This window comes from Mesorhizobium sp. M7A.F.Ce.TU.012.03.2.1, from assembly GCF_004006095.1.
Lineage (GTDB): Bacteria > Pseudomonadota > Alphaproteobacteria > Rhizobiales > Rhizobiaceae > Mesorhizobium.
Genome location: NZ_CP034779.1, coordinates 5,516,585 through 5,533,306, shown reverse-complemented (window position 1 = coordinate 5,533,306; position 16,722 = coordinate 5,516,585). Strand labels below are relative to the sequence as shown.

16 protein-coding genes and 1 pseudogene are annotated in these 16,722 nt (G+C 61.9%); 12 read left to right on the top strand and 5 right to left on the bottom strand.

Features of this window, described 5'->3' with window-relative positions; genetic code table 11:
* Positions 1-37 precede the first annotated feature (37 nt).
* Positions 38-502 (bottom strand): PaaI family thioesterase, encoded by a 465-nt coding sequence (locus EJ079_RS27465; RefSeq protein ID WP_127810682.1) that lies wholly within the window; start codon positions 500-502, stop codon positions 38-40.
* A 150-nt stretch (positions 503-652) separates the two neighbouring features.
* Here EJ079_RS27465 and EJ079_RS27460 point away from each other — a divergent pair, with 150 nt between their 5' ends.
* From EJ079_RS27460 to EJ079_RS27430, 7 genes are all read left to right on the top strand, one after another.
* Entirely contained in the window at positions 653-1,474 is an 822-nt protein-coding gene (locus EJ079_RS27460) for an enoyl-CoA hydratase (protein WP_127810681.1), read from the top strand.
* A gap of 10 nt (positions 1,475-1,484) precedes the next feature.
* Complete coding sequence (locus EJ079_RS27455) at positions 1,485-1,907, top strand: VOC family protein (RefSeq protein WP_127322812.1); 423 nt, start codon at positions 1,485-1,487, stop codon at positions 1,905-1,907.
* On the top strand, positions 1,907-2,683 hold the full coding sequence (locus EJ079_RS27450; RefSeq protein ID WP_127329671.1) for an AAA family ATPase: 777 nt from the start codon (positions 1,907-1,909) through the stop codon (positions 2,681-2,683). Before EJ079_RS27455 ends, EJ079_RS27450 begins: the two co-directional genes overlap by 1 nt.
* On the top strand, positions 2,680-3,444 hold the full coding sequence (locus EJ079_RS27445) for a GNAT family N-acetyltransferase (RefSeq protein WP_127810680.1): 765 nt from the start codon (positions 2,680-2,682) through the stop codon (positions 3,442-3,444). The genes EJ079_RS27450 and EJ079_RS27445 overlap by 4 nt, the downstream gene beginning before the upstream one ends.
* Positions 3,431-3,952: a CoA-binding protein gene (locus EJ079_RS27440; RefSeq protein ID WP_127269926.1), complete on the top strand. Its 522-nt coding sequence runs from the start codon at positions 3,431-3,433 to the stop codon at positions 3,950-3,952. Before EJ079_RS27445 ends, EJ079_RS27440 begins: the two co-directional genes overlap by 14 nt.
* 225 nt (positions 3,953-4,177) lie before the next feature.
* Entirely contained in the window at positions 4,178-5,458 is a 1,281-nt protein-coding gene (locus EJ079_RS27435; protein WP_127370880.1) for an O-acetylhomoserine aminocarboxypropyltransferase, read from the top strand.
* Between the two features lie 6 nt (positions 5,459-5,464).
* Positions 5,465-5,815 carry a cupin domain-containing protein gene (locus EJ079_RS27430; protein WP_127810679.1) on the top strand — a complete coding sequence of 117 codons (351 nt, stop codon included), beginning with the start codon at positions 5,465-5,467 and terminating at the stop codon, positions 5,813-5,815.
* A gap of 73 nt (positions 5,816-5,888) precedes the next feature.
* On the opposite strand, the gene EJ079_RS27425 is transcribed toward EJ079_RS27430, so the two are convergent.
* Positions 5,889-7,139: a cytochrome P450 gene (locus EJ079_RS27425; protein ID WP_127810678.1), complete on the bottom strand. Its 1,251-nt coding sequence runs from the start codon at positions 7,137-7,139 to the stop codon at positions 5,889-5,891.
* 103 nt (positions 7,140-7,242) lie between these two features.
* Between EJ079_RS27425 and EJ079_RS27420 the strand changes: the two are divergent.
* Positions 7,243-8,345 (top strand): annotated as a pseudogene (locus EJ079_RS27420) (FAD-dependent oxidoreductase).
* Between the two features lie 16 nt (positions 8,346-8,361).
* Here EJ079_RS27420 and EJ079_RS27415 read toward each other — a convergent pair.
* A complete protein-coding gene (locus EJ079_RS27415; RefSeq protein WP_127810677.1) occupies positions 8,362-8,952 on the bottom strand; it encodes a hypothetical protein in 591 nt (196 codons plus the stop codon).
* A gap of 338 nt (positions 8,953-9,290) precedes the next feature.
* Here EJ079_RS27415 and EJ079_RS27410 point away from each other — a divergent pair, with 338 nt between their 5' ends.
* Entirely contained in the window at positions 9,291-9,920 is a 630-nt protein-coding gene (locus tag EJ079_RS27410; protein WP_127412021.1) for an ATP-dependent Clp protease proteolytic subunit, read from the top strand.
* A 297-nt stretch (positions 9,921-10,217) separates the two neighbouring features.
* The gene (clpX, locus tag EJ079_RS27405) at positions 10,218-11,492 is read left to right on the top strand and encodes an ATP-dependent Clp protease ATP-binding subunit ClpX (protein WP_013532190.1); all 1,275 of its coding nucleotides are present in this window, start codon (positions 10,218-10,220) and stop codon (positions 11,490-11,492) included.
* Positions 11,493-11,601: 109 nt separating this feature from the next.
* On the opposite strand, the gene EJ079_RS27400 is transcribed toward clpX, so the two are convergent.
* On the bottom strand, positions 11,602-12,219 hold the full coding sequence (locus EJ079_RS27400) for a hypothetical protein (protein WP_127320391.1): 618 nt from the start codon (positions 12,217-12,219) through the stop codon (positions 11,602-11,604).
* 231 nt (positions 12,220-12,450) lie between these two features.
* On the opposite strand from EJ079_RS27400, the gene lon reads away from it, so the two are divergent.
* A complete protein-coding gene (gene lon, locus EJ079_RS27395; RefSeq protein WP_127810676.1) occupies positions 12,451-14,862 on the top strand; it encodes an endopeptidase La in 2,412 nt (803 codons plus the stop codon).
* A 297-nt stretch (positions 14,863-15,159) separates the two neighbouring features.
* Positions 15,160-15,432, top strand: a complete 273-nt coding sequence (gene hupB / locus EJ079_RS27390; protein ID WP_127268007.1) for a DNA-binding protein HupB — start codon at positions 15,160-15,162, stop codon at positions 15,430-15,432.
* A 146-nt stretch (positions 15,433-15,578) separates the two neighbouring features.
* On the opposite strand, the gene EJ079_RS27385 is transcribed toward hupB, so the two are convergent.
* Positions 15,579-16,601 carry an aldo/keto reductase gene (locus EJ079_RS27385; protein ID WP_127810675.1) on the bottom strand — a complete coding sequence of 341 codons (1,023 nt, stop codon included), beginning with the start codon at positions 16,599-16,601 and terminating at the stop codon, positions 15,579-15,581.
* Between the last annotated feature and the right edge of the window lie 121 nt (positions 16,602-16,722).

Below are 16,722 nucleotides of genomic sequence, written 5' to 3'. Positions count from 1 at the left end.
CAAAATGCGGCGAAAACAATAAGTTAAGTGAAAGGTATTATTTTACCACATCGCCATTCCGCTTCGGCGGGATCGAATAGGTGCCGGTGGCGTGCGCCACCGTGTGCCCGTCCGGGCCGGCAACGATGTCGATGTCGAACACCATCAGGCTCTTGCCCAGCTTCAGGATGCGGCAATGGCCATCGATCGGTCCGGCCTCGGCCTTGCGCACGAAATTGATGTCGAGGTTGACGGTAACGGAAAGCGCATCCGGCCCGGCATGGCTGAGCACGCAGACGTAGCCGCCAATGTCGGCCAGCGTGAACAGCGAAGGGCCGGACACCGTGCCGCCCGGACGCAAGTGCCGCTCGCCGGCGTTGAGCCGCACGGTGCAGCCGCCGGGGAACACGTCGATCGCCTCGAAATATTTGAACTGCTCGTTGAGCTGCGGATAGACGGTCTCCATCAGCGCATTGACTTGTTGCGCGGTCAGAACCGGCTTCAAATTGATTTGGGCGGGCATGTCGGTCCCTCGTTTTGGCCGACCTGTATGGGCGCGGCGCGGCATTTCTGACAACCTTCGTCCCCTGGCGCAAGCGATCGGTGTTGGACGAAACCTGATCCGGTATTAGATACTCTGGCAGCCCCAGGCGGAATCGCGGAGACCTTATCCATGGCCGAAATCCTTGCCATCAAGCCTGCCGCCGTTGAAGGGCCGGTTGTTGCACAACTGGACAAGGGCGTGCTGCGCCTGACGCTCGCCAATCCGCCCGCCAATGCGCTGTCGCTGGCGGTGATGGCGGCGCTGACGGCCGAACTCGAGCGCGCCAAGGCCGACAAGGCCGTTCGCGTCATCGTTTTGTCGGCGGCCGGCAAGGTGTTCTGCGCCGGCCATGATCTCAAGGAAATGACGGCGCGCCGCACTGACGCCGATCATGGCAAGACCTTCTTCGCAGAGACGTTTGCCGCTTGTGCGACGCTGATGCAGGCCATCGTGCGGCATCCCTTGCCTGTCATCGCGGAAGTCGACGGCCTGGCCACCGCCGCCGGGCTGCAACTGGTCGCCAGCTGCGATCTGGCGATCGCCTCACATGAGGCTACCTTCTGCACGCCGGGCGTCAATATCGGGCTGTTCTGCTCGACGCCGATGGTGGCGCTGTCGCGCAACGTTTCGCGCAAGCATGCCATGGAGATGCTGCTGACCGGAGAGACGATCGATGCGGCGACCGCCAAGGAGTTCGGCTTGGTCAACCGCGTCGTGCCGCGCGAATACCTGAATCAGATCGTCACCAAATACGCGCAAACCATTGCTTCCAAATCATCTTTGGTGGTCAAGACCGGCAAGGAAGCCTTTTACGCCCAGGCTGAAATGGGGCTGGCCGACGCCTATGCCTATACCGGCCGGATCATGGTCGAGAACATGCTTGCGCGCGACGCGGAGGAGGGCATCGGCGCCTTCATCGGCAAGCGCAAGCCGGAATGGAAGGACGAGTAAGGAGAACGTCATGGAGCCGCGCATCTCCATCATCACCATTGCTACCGATGATCTAGACCGCGCCGTGCGCTTCTACGAAGAGATGGGCTTGAAGCGGCATGCCGGCATCACCGACGGGGTCGCCTTCTTCCAGATGGGCGGTGTCATCCTCGGCCTGTTCCCGCGCGCCAGCGCAGAAGAGGATTCCGGCATCGCCTTCGCCGCGGCGCCATCGGCGGTCTACCTCGCCTACAACACTCGTTCCGACGCCGAAGTCGACGACGTGCTCGCCAGGGCGGAAAAAGCCGGCGGCCGCATCGTCAAGCCGGCCGGCCGGGCCTTTTGGGGCGGCTGGTACGGCTATTTCGCCGACGCCGACGGGCATGTCTGGGAAGTGGCGCACAATCCGGCCTTTCCGATCGCGGAAGACGGCACGATTTCGCTACCCGGCTGATGGCCCATCGCAAGCAGCTGACGCGGCTAAAGGCTCCCTATCTGAAGCGCATCCTGCTCGACGCCGAGCGCGTGGCGGACTGGGAGAAATATCCCTGGAACCTGCCGCTGTTTCGCGGCCATGAGTTCGAACTCGAATTCACCACGCCGATCACCATCATTGTCGGCGAGAACGGCACCGGCAAATCGACGCTGCTCGAGGCGATCGGCGCACTGGCCGGCTATGACGAAGCCGGCGGCGGCAAGGGATATATGCCAGTCGACCATTCCAGCGCCATCGACAAGAGTGGTGCTGCGTTGGCCAACGCATTCCGTGGTCACTGGCTGCCGAAAGTCACCGCCGGCTGGTTCTTTCGCGCCGAATCCTTCTACTCCGTGGCCCGCTATCTCGATCAGGCAGCGCTGGAATCTGGCGGGGCGCCGCCGGACTTCCTGTCCTGGTCGCATGGCGAGGGCTTTATCCGATTTTTCGAGGAGCGCTGCCGCAGGCAGGGCATCTACATCCTTGACGAACCCGAGAGCGCACTGTCGCCGACGCGACAGATCGAGCTGCTCAAGATGCTGCGGCGCATGGACCAGTCGGGCACCGCGCAAGTGATCATGGCGACGCATTCGCCGTTGCTGATGGCTTGTCCCGGCGCGCGGCTGTTCCGCATCAGCCGCTTCGGGCTCGACCCCACCGATTTCAGCGATACCGATCATTTTCGCATGATGCGCGACTTCTGTACCGATCCGCAGGCGTTCATGGAGGAAGCGCTGCGGGAGGATGACGCGTGAGCGCCGGCGACGATGATCTCAACTGGCGCGTCGAGCAGGCATGCCGCGAAGGCTGGCCGGCGGCGACCGGGGCGGTCTTTGATGGCTGGCTCCTGCGGCGCTCCGGCGGACGGATCCGGCGCACCAATTCGGCCAATCCCTTGCGCGGCCAGCGTGGCGCGCCTGATGCAGTCATCGGCGCCGCCGAGTCCTTCTACATCGGCCACGGCCAGACGCCCTTGTTTCGGGTTCCCGACATCGCCGGCGAGCTCGAAGCCGCACTCGACCATCGCGGCTACCAGCCGGAAGGCGGCACGATCCATCTCCATGCCGGGATCGGCGACCTGGCTGAAGTCCGCGATGAGCAGGTCACCGTTTCGAAAGTGCCGGGCGAGGACTGGCTCGCGGCGCGGTTCCGCATGGGGACCTTTGACGACGCCGAGTGCCGCATCTTTCGCGAGATGACCGGGCTGATCGTCGGCGACCGGGCGTTCGTATCCTGTGAACGCGACAGCGAAATTGCCGCCTTGGCATATGGCGTCATCCGCAATGGCCTGCTTGTGGTGGAATCGGTTGAAACCGATGGCCGTTTCAGGCAGCAAGGTCTGGGCCGCAAGACTGTCGGCGGCCTCATCGGCTGGGCGCGGCGCGCAGGGGCTCACGCCGCATGCTTGCAGGTGGTGGTCGACAACACGCCGGCTCGCGCTCTCTATGCCTCGCTTGGGTTCAGCCGTGAACTTTACCGATACCACTACCGCAGGAAGCCGCATGAACCACGATAGCTACGACAACACCTACATCGCCGGCATCCTCAATTCGGTGAAGACCATCGCCATGGTCGGCGCGTCCGCCAATGACGTGCGGCCAAGCTATTTCGTGCTGAAATATCTGCTGGCCAAGGGATTTTCGGTGTTTCCGATCAATCCTGGCCAGGCCGGCAAGGAGATCCTCGGCCGGATGACCTATGCGAGGCTCGCGGATATTCCCGAGCCGATCGACATGGTCGATGTCTTTCGCGCGCCGGCGGCGGTGCCCGGCATCGTCGACGAGGCGTTGCGTCTCGATCCCTTGCCGAAAGTCATCTGGATGCAGCTTGGCGTTCGCCATGACGAGGCCGCCGCACGCGCCGAGGCGGCGGGCATCAAGGTGGTGATGAACCGCTGCCCCAAAATCGAATACGGCAAGCTGTCCGGCGAGATCGGCTGGACCGGCGTCAATTCCGGTGTGCTGTCGTCGAAGAAGCCGCTGATGCGGTCGGGATTCCAGAGTTTTGGCGTGCGCCAGAAGTAGGACAGTCGCTCAAAAGTGCGCGGCGGTTTTGGGATAACGACGTGCACCAAAAGCAAGGCCTGATGCGCAATGCGCCTTGGGCGCAAAATTATTCCTTAGACCAGTGCATTTTCTCGGGCCTCGGCCGCAGATCGTTCGCCGAAGGGCATTTTCTTCTTTGCATTCGCGCTCATGCTTCGCCAAGAATGCCCGGCGATTTCAAGAGTTTCAAAAGGGAGGTTTTCAGTGACCCGCACGCCAGGTTTCAACACGCTCGCCGTCCATGCCGGTGCCAAGCCCGATCCGGCGACCGGCGCGCGTGCCACGCCGATCTACCAGACGACCTCCTTCGTCTTCGACGATGCCGACCATGCCGCGTCGCTGTTCGGGCTGAAGGCCTTCGGCAACATCTACACCCGCATCATGAATCCGACGCAGGCGGTGCTGGAAGAGCGCATGGCGGCCCTCGAAGGTGGCACGGCGGCACTCGCGGTCGCTTCCGGCCACGCCGCGCAGGTGATCGTGTTCCACAATCTGATGCAGCCGGGCGACAATTTCGTTGCCGCCAACAAGCTTTATGGCGGTTCGATCAACCAGTTCGGCCATGCCTTCAAGAATTATGGCTGGGAGGTGCGCTGGGCCGACACCAACGACATCTCGACCTTCGAGAGCCAGATCGACGACAGGACCAAGGCGATCTTCATCGAAAGCCTGGCCAATCCGGGCGGCACTTTCGTCGACATCGAGAAGATCGGCGACATCGCGCGCAAGCATGGCCTGCCGCTGATCGTCGACAACACGCTGGCTTCGCCCTACCTGATCCGGCCGATCGAGCATGGCGCCGACATCGTCGTCCATTCGCTGACCAAGTTCATCGGCGGCCACGGCAATTCGATCGGTGGCGCCATCGTCGACGGCGGCACCTTCGACTGGTCGAAGTCGGGCAAATACCCGATGCTGTCGGAACCGCGCCCCGAATATGGCGGTCTTGTCCTGCACGAAACCTTCGGCAATTTCGCCTTCGCCATTGCCGCGCGCGTGCTCGGCCTGCGCGATCTCGGCCCGGCGATCTCGCCGTTCAACGCCTTCCTCATCTTGACCGGCCTGGAAACCCTGCCGCTGCGCATGCAGCGCCATTGCGACAATGCCGTCACCGTTGCCGCCTGGCTGTCCAACCACCCCAAGGTCGCGTCGGTGAACTATCCCGGCCTGCCCTCAGACAAGAACAATGCGCTGCAGAAGAAATACTCGCCGCAGGGCGCCGGTGCCGTGTTCACCTTCGCTCTCAAGGGCGGCTATGACGCCGGCGTGAAATTTGTCGAGGCGCTCGAGCTGTTCTCGCACCTGGCCAATGTCGGCGACACCAAGTCGCTGGTCATCCACCCGGCCTCGACCACGCACCGCCAGCTTTCCGACGAGCAGAAGGTCAAGGCCGGCGCAGGACCGGACACGGTGCGGCTGTCGATCGGCATCGAGGACGTCAACGACATCGTCGCCGACCTCGAACAGGCGCTAGCCAAGGTCTGACCGATCATGAGCGAGTCAAAATTTCTTGCCATCGGCGTCGACASTGTCGACGCCGAACAGGGCGCGCCGACGCCGGATCGGCTGATCTCGGGCGATCCCAAATTCCTCACCTGGAATGTCGAGGAGCGCGACGGCGGCCTTTACGCCGGCATCTGGGAATCGACCCCGGGCAAATGGCGCATCGTCTATGACGAATGGGAGTTCTGCCACATCCTGTCCGGCGTTTCGGTGATCGCGGAAGACGGCGGGCAGGCGCGTACCGTCAAGGCCGGCGACAGCTTCGTGCTCAGGCCCGGCTTCAAAGGCAGCTGGGAAGTGCTTGAAACGACTCGCAAGGAGTATGTGATCAGGCTTTGATCACTTCCCCGGAAACTGGCTGAGGCAGCCTTCCGGCGCCTTGTCATGGAAGCTTAAGGCAGGCCCGCGATCGTCAAAAGCCGACGGCGAGCGTTTCCAGCCCATGGAAGTGGTAAGTGTTGCGGAAGCTTGGCCGTTCGGCAAGATGCAGCTTCGGGTGCCGTTCGAACAGGGTTTTCAGCGACACCTGCAATTCGAGCCGGGCGAGCGGCGCGCCGATGCAGAAATGGATACCGGCGCCGAAGGAGACGTTCTTCTGGTCGGCACGGTCGGGCCGGAAGGCGAGAGGATCGGCGAAGGCGCGTGGGTCATGATTGGCCATGCCCAGCAGCAGCCCGATCGTCTGGCCCGGCTGCACGACGATGCCGGGCGCGACCTCGATCTCCTGATAGGCATAGCGCGCGAACATGTGCAGCGGCGCGTCGAAGCGCAGGCATTCCTCGACCGTTGCCGCGGTCGTTTCGGGCGAACCGAAGAAGCGGCTGACATCGCCACCTTGCATAAGAATCGCGCGGACGGCATTGCCGGTCTGATGCACGGTCGCTTCATGGCCGGCATTGAGCAGCAGGATCGCCGAGGACACCATCTCGTCCTCCGACAGCCTCTCACCGTCCTCCTGCGCCGAGATCAGCAGCGACAAAAGGTCGTCGCCGGGATTTCGGCGTCGCTCGGTGACGTAGCCACGGAGGAAATCCGCAAATTCGCGGGCGGCGCGGTTGGCCGTCTCTTCGATCGCGCGTGTGCGGCCATGCATGTACATGGCAACCATCTGGTGCGACCAGTCGAGCAGTTGCGGCCCCATTTCGACCGGGACGCCGAGCATTTCGGCAATGATGGTGATCGGCAAGGGCGCCGCGAAAGCAGGCAACAGGTCGACCGTCTTGCCTGGTTCGAAACGGTCGATCAACTCGTTGGCCAAAGCCTCGACACGCGGCCGCAGCCGTTCGACCTGACGCGAGACGAAGGCGCGGTTGACCAGTGTTCTCAGCCGCGTGTGCACCGGCGGCTCCAGTTCCAGCATCGAATTGGCTTCGACGCCGTCGAAGGCCCTGAGATGGCTGCGGTCCTGTCCAATGCCGCGGCTGTCTGGAATGCCGGCCGGGTTCTGCCGGCCGAAGCGGCGATCGCGCAGCAGCCGGTTGACGTCGTCGAAACCGCCAAAGCACCAGAAGCCGAATTCTTCCCAGAAGAATGCATTCGATACGCCGTGCAGGAAAGCATAGGCATCATAAGGGTTTTGAAAAAAGGCCGGCTCGTGCGGGTCGAGCCGCAGATGTCGAGTGGCTGGATCAAAGGCCAGGGCGGTAGGCGTCAATTTGCTCATGCCAGACCAATAGCGCGGCTTGCCAGCTTGGTTCCAGACCGTATGTTGGCGCCCGCAATCCAATATGTTGAGCCAGCCAACCGGCTGCGGAAAGTCTGATTTGATGAAGGTGATCGTTGTCGGTACGGGTATTGCCGGTCTCTCGACGGCGTGGTCGCTGGTTAAGGCCGGCCACAGCGTTTCGATCGTCGAGCAAGGGCCGATCCCAAACCCGATGGCCGCGTCGGGCGACCATCATCGCATCATCCGCCGCGCCTACCGCGCGGGACCGGCTATGGCCGGCTGATCACCGAAGCCTACCAGGCCTGGGACGAGATGTGGGCCGATCTCGGCGAAAGCCACCTCGATCCCAGAGGATTTGTCTGCATTTCGCGCGAGCCGGGCGACGAGGCCGAGGAATATCGCGAGGGTCTGGAAGAAGGCAATTTTCCGTTCGAATTGCTGGAGCCGGATGCAGCCGTGAAGCGCTGGCCGTTTCTGGAAGCCGGGTCGTTTCGCTACGCCTATTTCTCAACCGAAGGCGGCGCCCTGCATTGCCGCAAGATCGCGTCCGGCCTGGCAAAGTGGCTGCGCGCCAACGGCGCCAATGTCTACGAAAATAGCAAGGTCGTCGAAGTCGACGCCGAAGCCGGCCACATCGTGCTCGAAAGCGGTGAGACCATGCAGGCCGACCGCATCGTTGTCGCCGCCGGCGCCTGGGTGCTAAAACTGTTTCCGGAGCTGGACGGCGAGCTGAAGACCTATCGAACCGCACTTGCCTATGTCGAACCGCCGGCCGACCTCGAGGCGGCCTGGCAGGCGGCACCGGTTGTCCTCGATGTAGGCGGCGCGGTCGACGGCTATGTGATCCCGCCCTCCGGCGGCGCCGGCATGAAATTCGGGTCCGGGCTGCACAGGGTGCCGACCAGCGACGCCGATTGGAACCGTCAGCCGGTGGCGGGCGAGGGCGAGGCGATCCGCAACCTGTTTTCGCCGCCGATCGCCCGCATCGAGGACTATCGGGTGACCGAGGTCGTCACCTGCGCCTACACTTTCACATCAGACGAAAAATTCATGGCGCATGAAAAGGGCAAATGCCTTGTCGTCTCGGCATGCTCCGGTCACGGCTACAAGTTCGGCGCGGCGGTCGGCAGGCGCGTTGCCGCTGCTGTCGGCGATGGGGATATTGCCGGCCTGAAGGCATGGCTGCGGGCGGAGGTCGCCTGACCGCCGCCGGGATGACCTAATCCTGGCAATGCCTGGGAATATGCACCCGCCGCCAGCCCGATGAACCCTCGCGAACCAGCACACGACGCGCGACGGTCTGGTAGGAGGCGGGAACATCGATGATGCGCCTTTGCTCCGGCCGCACCAGCACCTCCTGGGCGATCCTGTCGTATTGTGCGGGGATGACCACGCGCCGCGTGCGTTCGGGCTGGATCACCACGGTTTTGGCAACACGTTCGTAGCGCGCCTTGTGCCAGACCTTGCACAGCACTTTGCGGCCATGGATGACGCGCCATTCCCAGGAATAGCCGCCGCCATCGATCCGGACCGTGCGGTAGACGGTGCGGGTGACGGCCGGCACGACCTGGTAGGTCACTTGCGCCGGAACGGTCATCACGACGCGCTCGCGCGTGCCATAGATAGGGGCGATATAGTCGACCTGCTGACCGGGCGGACTGATCATCACGTCTTCATAGACCGTGTCGTAAACAGCCGGACTGCGGACCGGCTCATAACATTCAACGGCGCGGCCGCCGGCCGCCGTCTGCGAAATCGTGCCGAGCACGGTCAGCGCGGCAATGGTGAAGCATGCGGTTTTCCCGGGCATGACACTCCCCTGTTGAACTCTACGCATAAGCTCAACGTTGAATTGTAGAGGAAGCCGTTTCCGAGAAAAGCGATTTCGGCGCATTTCGTTAAGTGACGCGGTTAAGAAACTGCTACCTTGCGGGGCCGGCCATGCGGCTCCGGACCCGCGGAGGCATCCGCCGCCCGCGAATCCTTGGTCAGAAAGCTTGATTCGACTTACCCAGATGGCTAGGAGGGGTCGGCCTTGCACAAGGATGAGCCGGCATCCTATTTACGGAATAACGATCCAGAACCGATTCTGCCCGATCTGCCGGCATTCCCGGCGCCGGAATCCCACCGCGAGATAAGAGATATCTGATGAAGAACCCCGTCGAAACCTACATGAACCTCGTTCCGATGGTGGTCGAACAGACCAATCGCGGCGAGCGGGCCTACGACATTTTCTCGCGCCTCCTCAAGGAGCGCATCATTTTCATCACCGGTCCGGTCGAGGACGGCATGGCGACGCTGGTCTGCGCACAGCTTTTGTTCCTCGAAGCCGAGAATCCGAAGAAGGAAATCAACCTCTACATCAATTCGCCGGGTGGCGTCGTCACCTCGGGCATGGCGATCTACGACACCATGCAGTTCATCAAGCCGGCCGTGTCGACGCTCTGCATCGGCCAGGCGGCTTCGATGGGTTCGCTGCTCCTGACCGCCGGTCACAAGGACATGCGCTTTGCCACGCCGAACGCCCGCATCATGGTTCACCAGCCTTCCGGCGGCTTCCAGGGCCAGGCGTCCGACATCGAGCGCCATGCCCTGGATATCATCAAGCTGAAGCGTCGCCTCAACGAGGTCTACGTCAAGCACACCGGCAAGAGCTATGAAGAGATCGAGAAAACGCTCGACCGCGACCATTTCATGACCGCCGACGAAGCCAGGGATTTCGGCCTCATCGACAAGGTCATTTCGTCGCGCGAGCCGGCTGAAGGCGTCGTGGCATAAGGGCTTATTGGCAGTTGGATGGCGGCATCACGCGCTTTTGGCGCGTCTTGCGGCATTTCGGCCACAATTGGCTGTTCCCTCGGGGGACAGGATTGCCTACGTTAAGGCTATGTTGAGTTTCGGCGGCTTAGCTTTATGCGGGGTTGTCGCGAATCATTGCCACGTTTTCTGATTTGTGTTTCGTACGGAATGCGTTGCGGGAGCCGGGACACACTGGCGGCGGCGGATTCCCGCGATAGATAGAGTATGCGCCCTTTCAGCCAGACCATCGGCGGGCGGCCATGAAAGGACATGAAAATGAGCAAGGTCGGCAACAACAGCGGCGATTCCAAGAACACGCTTTACTGCTCGTTTTGCGGCAAAAGCCAGCACGAAGTGCGCAAGCTGATCGCCGGTCCGACGGTCTTCATCTGCGACGAGTGCGTCGAACTCTGCATGGATATCATCCGTGAGGAGAACAAGACCTCGATGGTGAAGTCGCGCGAAGGCGTGCCGACACCGCAGGAGATCCTCAAGGTTCTCGACGACTATGTCATCGGCCAGCCCTACGCCAAGCGCGTGCTGTCGGTGGCGGTTCACAACCACTACAAGCGCCTCGCGCATGCCGGCAAGAACAACGATGTCGAACTGGCGAAGTCCAATATCCTGCTGATCGGCCCGACCGGTTGCGGCAAGACGCTGCTCGCGCAGACGCTGGCCCGCATCATCGACGTGCCCTTCACCATGGCTGACGCAACGACGCTGACCGAAGCCGGCTATGTCGGCGAGGACGTCGAAAACATCATCCTGAAGTTGCTGCAGTCGGCCGACTACAATGTCGAGCGGGCCCAGCGCGGCATCGTCTACATCGACGAAATCGACAAGATTTCGCGCAAGTCCGACAATCCCTCGATCACCCGCGACGTCTCGGGCGAGGGCGTGCAGCAGGCGCTGCTGAAGATCATGGAAGGCACGGTCGCCTCCGTGCCGCCGCAGGGCGGCAGGAAGCACCCGCAGCAGGAGTTCCTGCAGGTCGATACGGCCAACATCCTGTTCATCTGCGGCGGCGCCTTCGCCGGGCTGGACAAGATCATCTCGGATCGCGGCCGCAAGACCTCGATCGGCTTCGGCGCCGTCGTCGCTTCGCCGGAAGATCGCCGCACTGGCGATGTCTTCCGCCTGGTCGAGCCCGAGGATCTGTTGAAGTTCGGTCTTATCCCCGAATTTGTCGGCCGTCTGCCGGTCCTGGCGACGCTGGAAGACCTCGACGAACCGGCGCTGATCCAGATCCTGACCGAGCCGAAGAACGCGCTGGTCAAGCAGTATCAGCGGCTGTTCGAGATGGAGAATGTCGACCTGACCTTCCACGAGAACGCTCTCTCGGCGATCGCCAAGCGCGCCATCGAGCGCAAGACCGGCGCGCGCGGCCTGCGCTCGATCATGGAAGCGATCCTGCTCGACACCATGTTCGAACTTCCCGCACTCGAAGGCGTGCGCGAAGTGGTGATTTCGGAGGAGGTGGTGACCGGCAGTGCCCGGCCGCTCTACATCTACTCCGAGCAGAAGGAAAAGAAGGGCAATGTCAGCGCCTGACCTGGCATCTGGCCCATACTTTTATGGAACGGCGCCTACGGGCGCCGTTTCCTTTTGGTGTATTGAAACGGTGGCGCCAGCGCTTGATTGACGTTGGTGCGGACCCAGATCAGTCGCCGACCGCTAAACCCGGTCGGAAACGATGCACGATGTCGGCGAATTGGTCGATTGAAAGGTCGACCAATTCCAGTGGGATCAGAATGGAGCCCGCCCGAAACAGGTGCAGCCTCGACGTTCCTGGAAATCTCTCGACGACATCAATTCTGTGGCCGCGTACCGGCTTGACCCAAGCACTCGTCAGATTTCGGTCTTTGTATACCTCGATCCTATCGATGTATTTCCAAGCGACCCTACGCGAATAGAAAAGCCCGACATTGGTAATTCCGTCCGGCCCAATGACGTAGTCGATCCGCCGATCGGCGAGGCGAACGGTTCTCATGATCAATCCCAGTGCTGCGACGCCGCCGAACGTCCACAATGCGATGGCGCGCCAGAGAACAGGTAGGAGAAAAAGCAGCAGCACTAACCAAGCACCTTTTCCGCGAATGCGTTTCGGGTGCCAATCTGGATCGACAGCGGTGGTGTAGATGAACAAAAGAGCCGCAGCGGTGAAGATGACGACGGCCAGCAGGGCCAGAGATCGCTTGCGGGAGAGACGCATGCGCAGTCGCACCTCGGAGGCGTCATATTCAGGCTGCAATCGAGGGGCGTAATCGAGCAAGCTCATCACGCATGTCTAGGAAATACGAATTGCGATGTGGTTAAGTGTGAATTTCCGGGCCTGTTCGACACTTGATCTTTGGGCGCCGTGCATCCACTTAATCGGAGAAGGCCGAGGTGCCCGATTTCTGTGCTGTAAAACTCCCGTCACAAACGGTGGTAGGCGGAACGATCCCCGGTCGTTAATATAAGATTCGCGGTTGGCTCAATTAGCGGCCGCGACATGAAAGGTTGGACAATGGCCAAAGTATCCAAGGCACCCAGCGACGGCGTCTTCGCAGTCCTCCCACTGCGCGACATCGTGGTGTTTCCGCACATGATCGTTCCGCTCTTCGTCGGGCGTGAGAAGTCGATCAAGGCGCTGGAAGAGGTGATGGGTCAGGAAAAGCAGATCCTGCTTGCCACCCAGATGAACGCCGCCGACGACGATCCCGAGCCCGATGCCATCTTCGACATCGGCACGCTCGCCAATGTGCTGCAATTGCTCAAGCTGCCCGACGGCACCGTCAAGGTTCTGGTCGAAGGCGCTTCGCGTGCGAAAATCGTCTCGTTCACCGACCGTCCGGACTTCCACGAGGCCCGCGCCGCGGCGCTGGTCGAGCCGGACGAGGAAGAGGTCGAGGTTGAGGCGCTGGCGCGTTCGGTCGTCACCGACTTCGAGAACTACGTCAAGCTGAACAAGAAGATCTCGCCCGAAGTGGTGGGTGCAGCCAGCCAGATCGACGACTATTCCAAACTCGCCGACACGGTTGCCTCGCATCTCGCCATCAAGATCCCTGAGAAGCAGGAAATGCTGGCCACGCTCTCGGTCAAGGAGCGGCTGGAAAAGGCTATGGGCTTCATGGAAGCCGAAATCTCCGTCCTGCAGGTGGAGAAGCGCATCCGCTCGCGCGTCAAGCGCCAGATGGAGAAGACGCAGCGCGAATACTACCTCAACGAGCAGATGAAGGCGATCCAGAAGGAGCTCGGCGAAGGCGAGGACGGCCGCGACGAGGCCGCCGAGATCGAGGCGCGCATCAAGAAGACCAAGCTCTCCAAGGAGGCCCGCGAAAAGGCGGAAGCCGAGTTGAAGAAGCTCCGGACGATGTCGCCGATGTCGGCTGAATCGACCGTCGTGCGCAACTATCTCGACTGGATCCTGTCGATTCCGTGGGGCAAGAACTCCAAGGTCAAGCAGGATCTGGCTTTTGCGCAGAACGTGCTCGACACCGATCATTTCGGCCTCGACAAGGTCAAGGAGCGCATCGTCGAGTATCTCGCTGTACAAAGCCGCCAGAAGAAGCTGAAGGGGCCGATCCTGTGCCTCGTCGGCCCTCCCGGCGTCGGCAAGACCTCGCTCGGCAAGTCGATCGCCAAGGCGACCGGTCGCGAATTCATCCGCATGGCGCTTGGCGGCGTGCGTGACGAGGCCGAGATCCGTGGCCACCGCCGCACCTATATCGGCTCGATGCCCGGCAAGGTCATCCAGTCGATGAAGAAGGCCAAGAAGTCCAACCCGCTCTTCCTGCTCGACGAGATCGACAAGATGGGCCAGGACTTCCGTGGCGATCCGTCATCGGCGTTGCTCGAGGTCCTCGATCCGGAACAGAACTCGACGTTCATGGACCATTACCTCGAGGTCGAATACGACCTGTCGAGCGTCATGTTCGTGACGACGGCGAACACGTTGAACATCCCGGCGCCCTTGATGGACCGCATGGAGATCATCCGTATCGCCGGCTACACCGAGGACGAGAAGATCGAGATCGCCAAGCGGCACCTGATGCCGAAGGTGATCCGCGATCACGCGCTGCAGCCGAAGGAGTTTTCCGTCGGTGAGGACGCGATCCGCGCCATCGTCCAGACCTACACCCGCGAAGCGGGCGTCAGGAGCCTGGAGCGCGAGCTGATGAAGCTCGGGCGCAAGGCGGTGACCGAGATCCTGAAGACGAAGAAGAAGACGGTGAGCATCACGGCGGAGAACCTCTCCGATTACCTTGGTGTGCAGCGCTACCGCTTCGGCCAGGTCGAGGCTGACGATCAGGTCGGTGTCGTTACAGGTCTTGCCTGGACGGAAGTCGGCGGCGAACTGCTGACGGTCGAAGGCGTCATGATGCCCGGCAAGGGCCGCATGACGGTGACCGGCAACCTGCGCGACGTGATGAAGGAATCGATTTCGGCGGCGGCCTCCTATGTCCGCTCGCGCGCCGTCGATTTCGGCATCGAGCCGCCGCTGTTCGACAAGCGCGACATCCACGTGCACTTGCCGGAAGGCGCCACGCCGAAGGACGGTCCGTCTGCGGGTGCTGCCATGGCGACAGCCATTGTGTCGGTACTGACGGGTATTCCGGTCCGGGCGGATGTGGCGATGACCGGCGAGATAACGCTTCGCGGCCGCATCTTGCCCATCGGCGGGCTCAAGGAGAAGCTGCTCGCCGCGCTGCGCGGCGGCATCAAGAAGGTGCTGATCCCGGAAGACAATGCCAAGGACCTGGCGGAGATCCCGGACAATGTGAAGAACGGCATGGAGATCATTCCGGTCTCACGTGTCGGCGAGGTGTTGCGCCACGCGCTGGTGCGTATGCCGGAGCCGATCGAATGGGTCGAACCGGTCAATCCGCCGGCCTCGACAGACAGTGCCGACGACGCTGGAAAGTCCCTGGCGCATTAGAGTGCCGGGCGTCCATCTGGACGCACAAAGGACGGTCTGACGCTCAAGCTTGCGCATGGCCCTTTCCGAAACCGACTGCGGTTTTCGATGTCATGCGCTGGTTTTCGTCAAGGTTGCAGCGCACAAACGGAGAGCCGGGCCTCGAGCCCGGCTTTTTCATGTGAAAAACCCAGCATTTCCGGGCTTTTTCCGCTTTTTTCCTGCCTTTTCGACTTGGTTGCGGGAGCGCTTCTTTCTAAAGTCCGTTTCCTGCCGGATGAGTCGATAGTTCCGGTGTTCTCATGGAAGGGAATTTTTATGAACAAGAACGAACTGGTGTCCGCTGTCGCCGACGCCGCGAGCATTTCGAAGGGTGACGCGCAGTCGGCGGTCGATGCGGTATTTTCCGTGATCACCGGCGAACTGAAGAAGGGCGGCGATGTCCGGCTTGTCGGCTTTGGCAATTTCTCCGTGTCAAAGCGTGCGGCGTCGACCGGCCGCAATCCTCAGACCGGCGCCGAAGTGAAGATCCCGGCGCGCACCGTGCCGAAGTTCTCGGCCGGCAAAGGCCTCAAGGACGCAGTCAACTAAGCGTTTTTTCTTTTCAGAGACCTCAGAAAAGCCGGGCTTGCCCGGCTTTTCATTTTGGCGCCCTACGCGGGTACATGCGACCAGAAAAGCCGGGCTTGCCCGGCTTTTCATTTTTTGTGCCCGACGATGACGCGACGGCGGCCGGCTTACGCGGTCGGCGCCTCGGCGCGCATCAGACCTTCCTTCTTGAGATCGGCCCAAAGTGCTGCGGGCAGTTTCGCATCGAGCAGCGAGCGATTGCTCTCGACTTCGCTCGGCCGCTGGCCACCGGGAACCACTGAGACGACCGAGGGGTGCAGCAGCGGGAATTGCAGGGCGGCCTCGATCAGCCTGACACCATGACGCTTGCAGACGCTTTCGATGCCGGCGACCCGATGGAGTATGTCCTTCGGCGCTTCGGAGTAGTTGTAGTAGGCGCCGGGCTTCGGTCCGGTTGCCAGGATGCCGGAGTTGTAGGGTCCGCCGAGAACGATGCCGATGCCGCGTGCCTGGCAGAGCGGCAGGAAGGACGTCAGCGCCTCCTGTTCCAGGAGCGTATAGCGTCCGGCCAGCAGGAACAGGTCGAAGTCGCCGCGCTCGGCCAGCGTCTGTGCGACCTGCCACTCATTGATGCCGCCACCGAACGCCTTGATCACGCCCTGGTCGCGCAGCGAGAGCAGGCCGTAATAGCCCGAGCGCATGAACTCCTCGATGCGCCGGTCGGAGGCTTCCTTGCTGCCATGCGTGAAGATGTCGACATCGTGCACGAAGAGGATGTCGATCCGGTCGACGCCGAGGCGCTCAAGCGAGGCCTCGAACGAGCGCATGACACCGTCATAGCTGTAGTCGTACACTTCGCGGCGCGACGGCGTGTCGAAGAACTTGCCGATGCCGGTGCGCTCTTCGGGCGGGCAGGCGCGCATGATGCGGCCGACCTTGCTCGACAGCACATAGTCGTCGCGCTTCTTGCCGCGCAGGAACGGGTTGAGCCGCGTTTCCGACAGGCCGAGCCCATAGAGCGGCGCGGTGTCGTAGTAGCGGCAGCCGGTCGCCCAGGCGGCCTCCAGCGTGGCGTTTGCGTCCTCGTCGGAGACGGCACGATAAAGGTTGCCGAGCGGCGCCGCGCCGAAGCCGAGCTCGGTGAAACTGATGCCGCCATTGCCGATGCGGTCGAAATGCCGTGTCTTCATATCCTGCTGCTTGCCTCGCTTGATTTGTCTGACATGACACTATCACGCCTGTGATCAGGCAAAAGCATAGCTGCGCGTTGGACACGCATTTTCGCGGTTGCTAGCATGAACGAAATCAAGC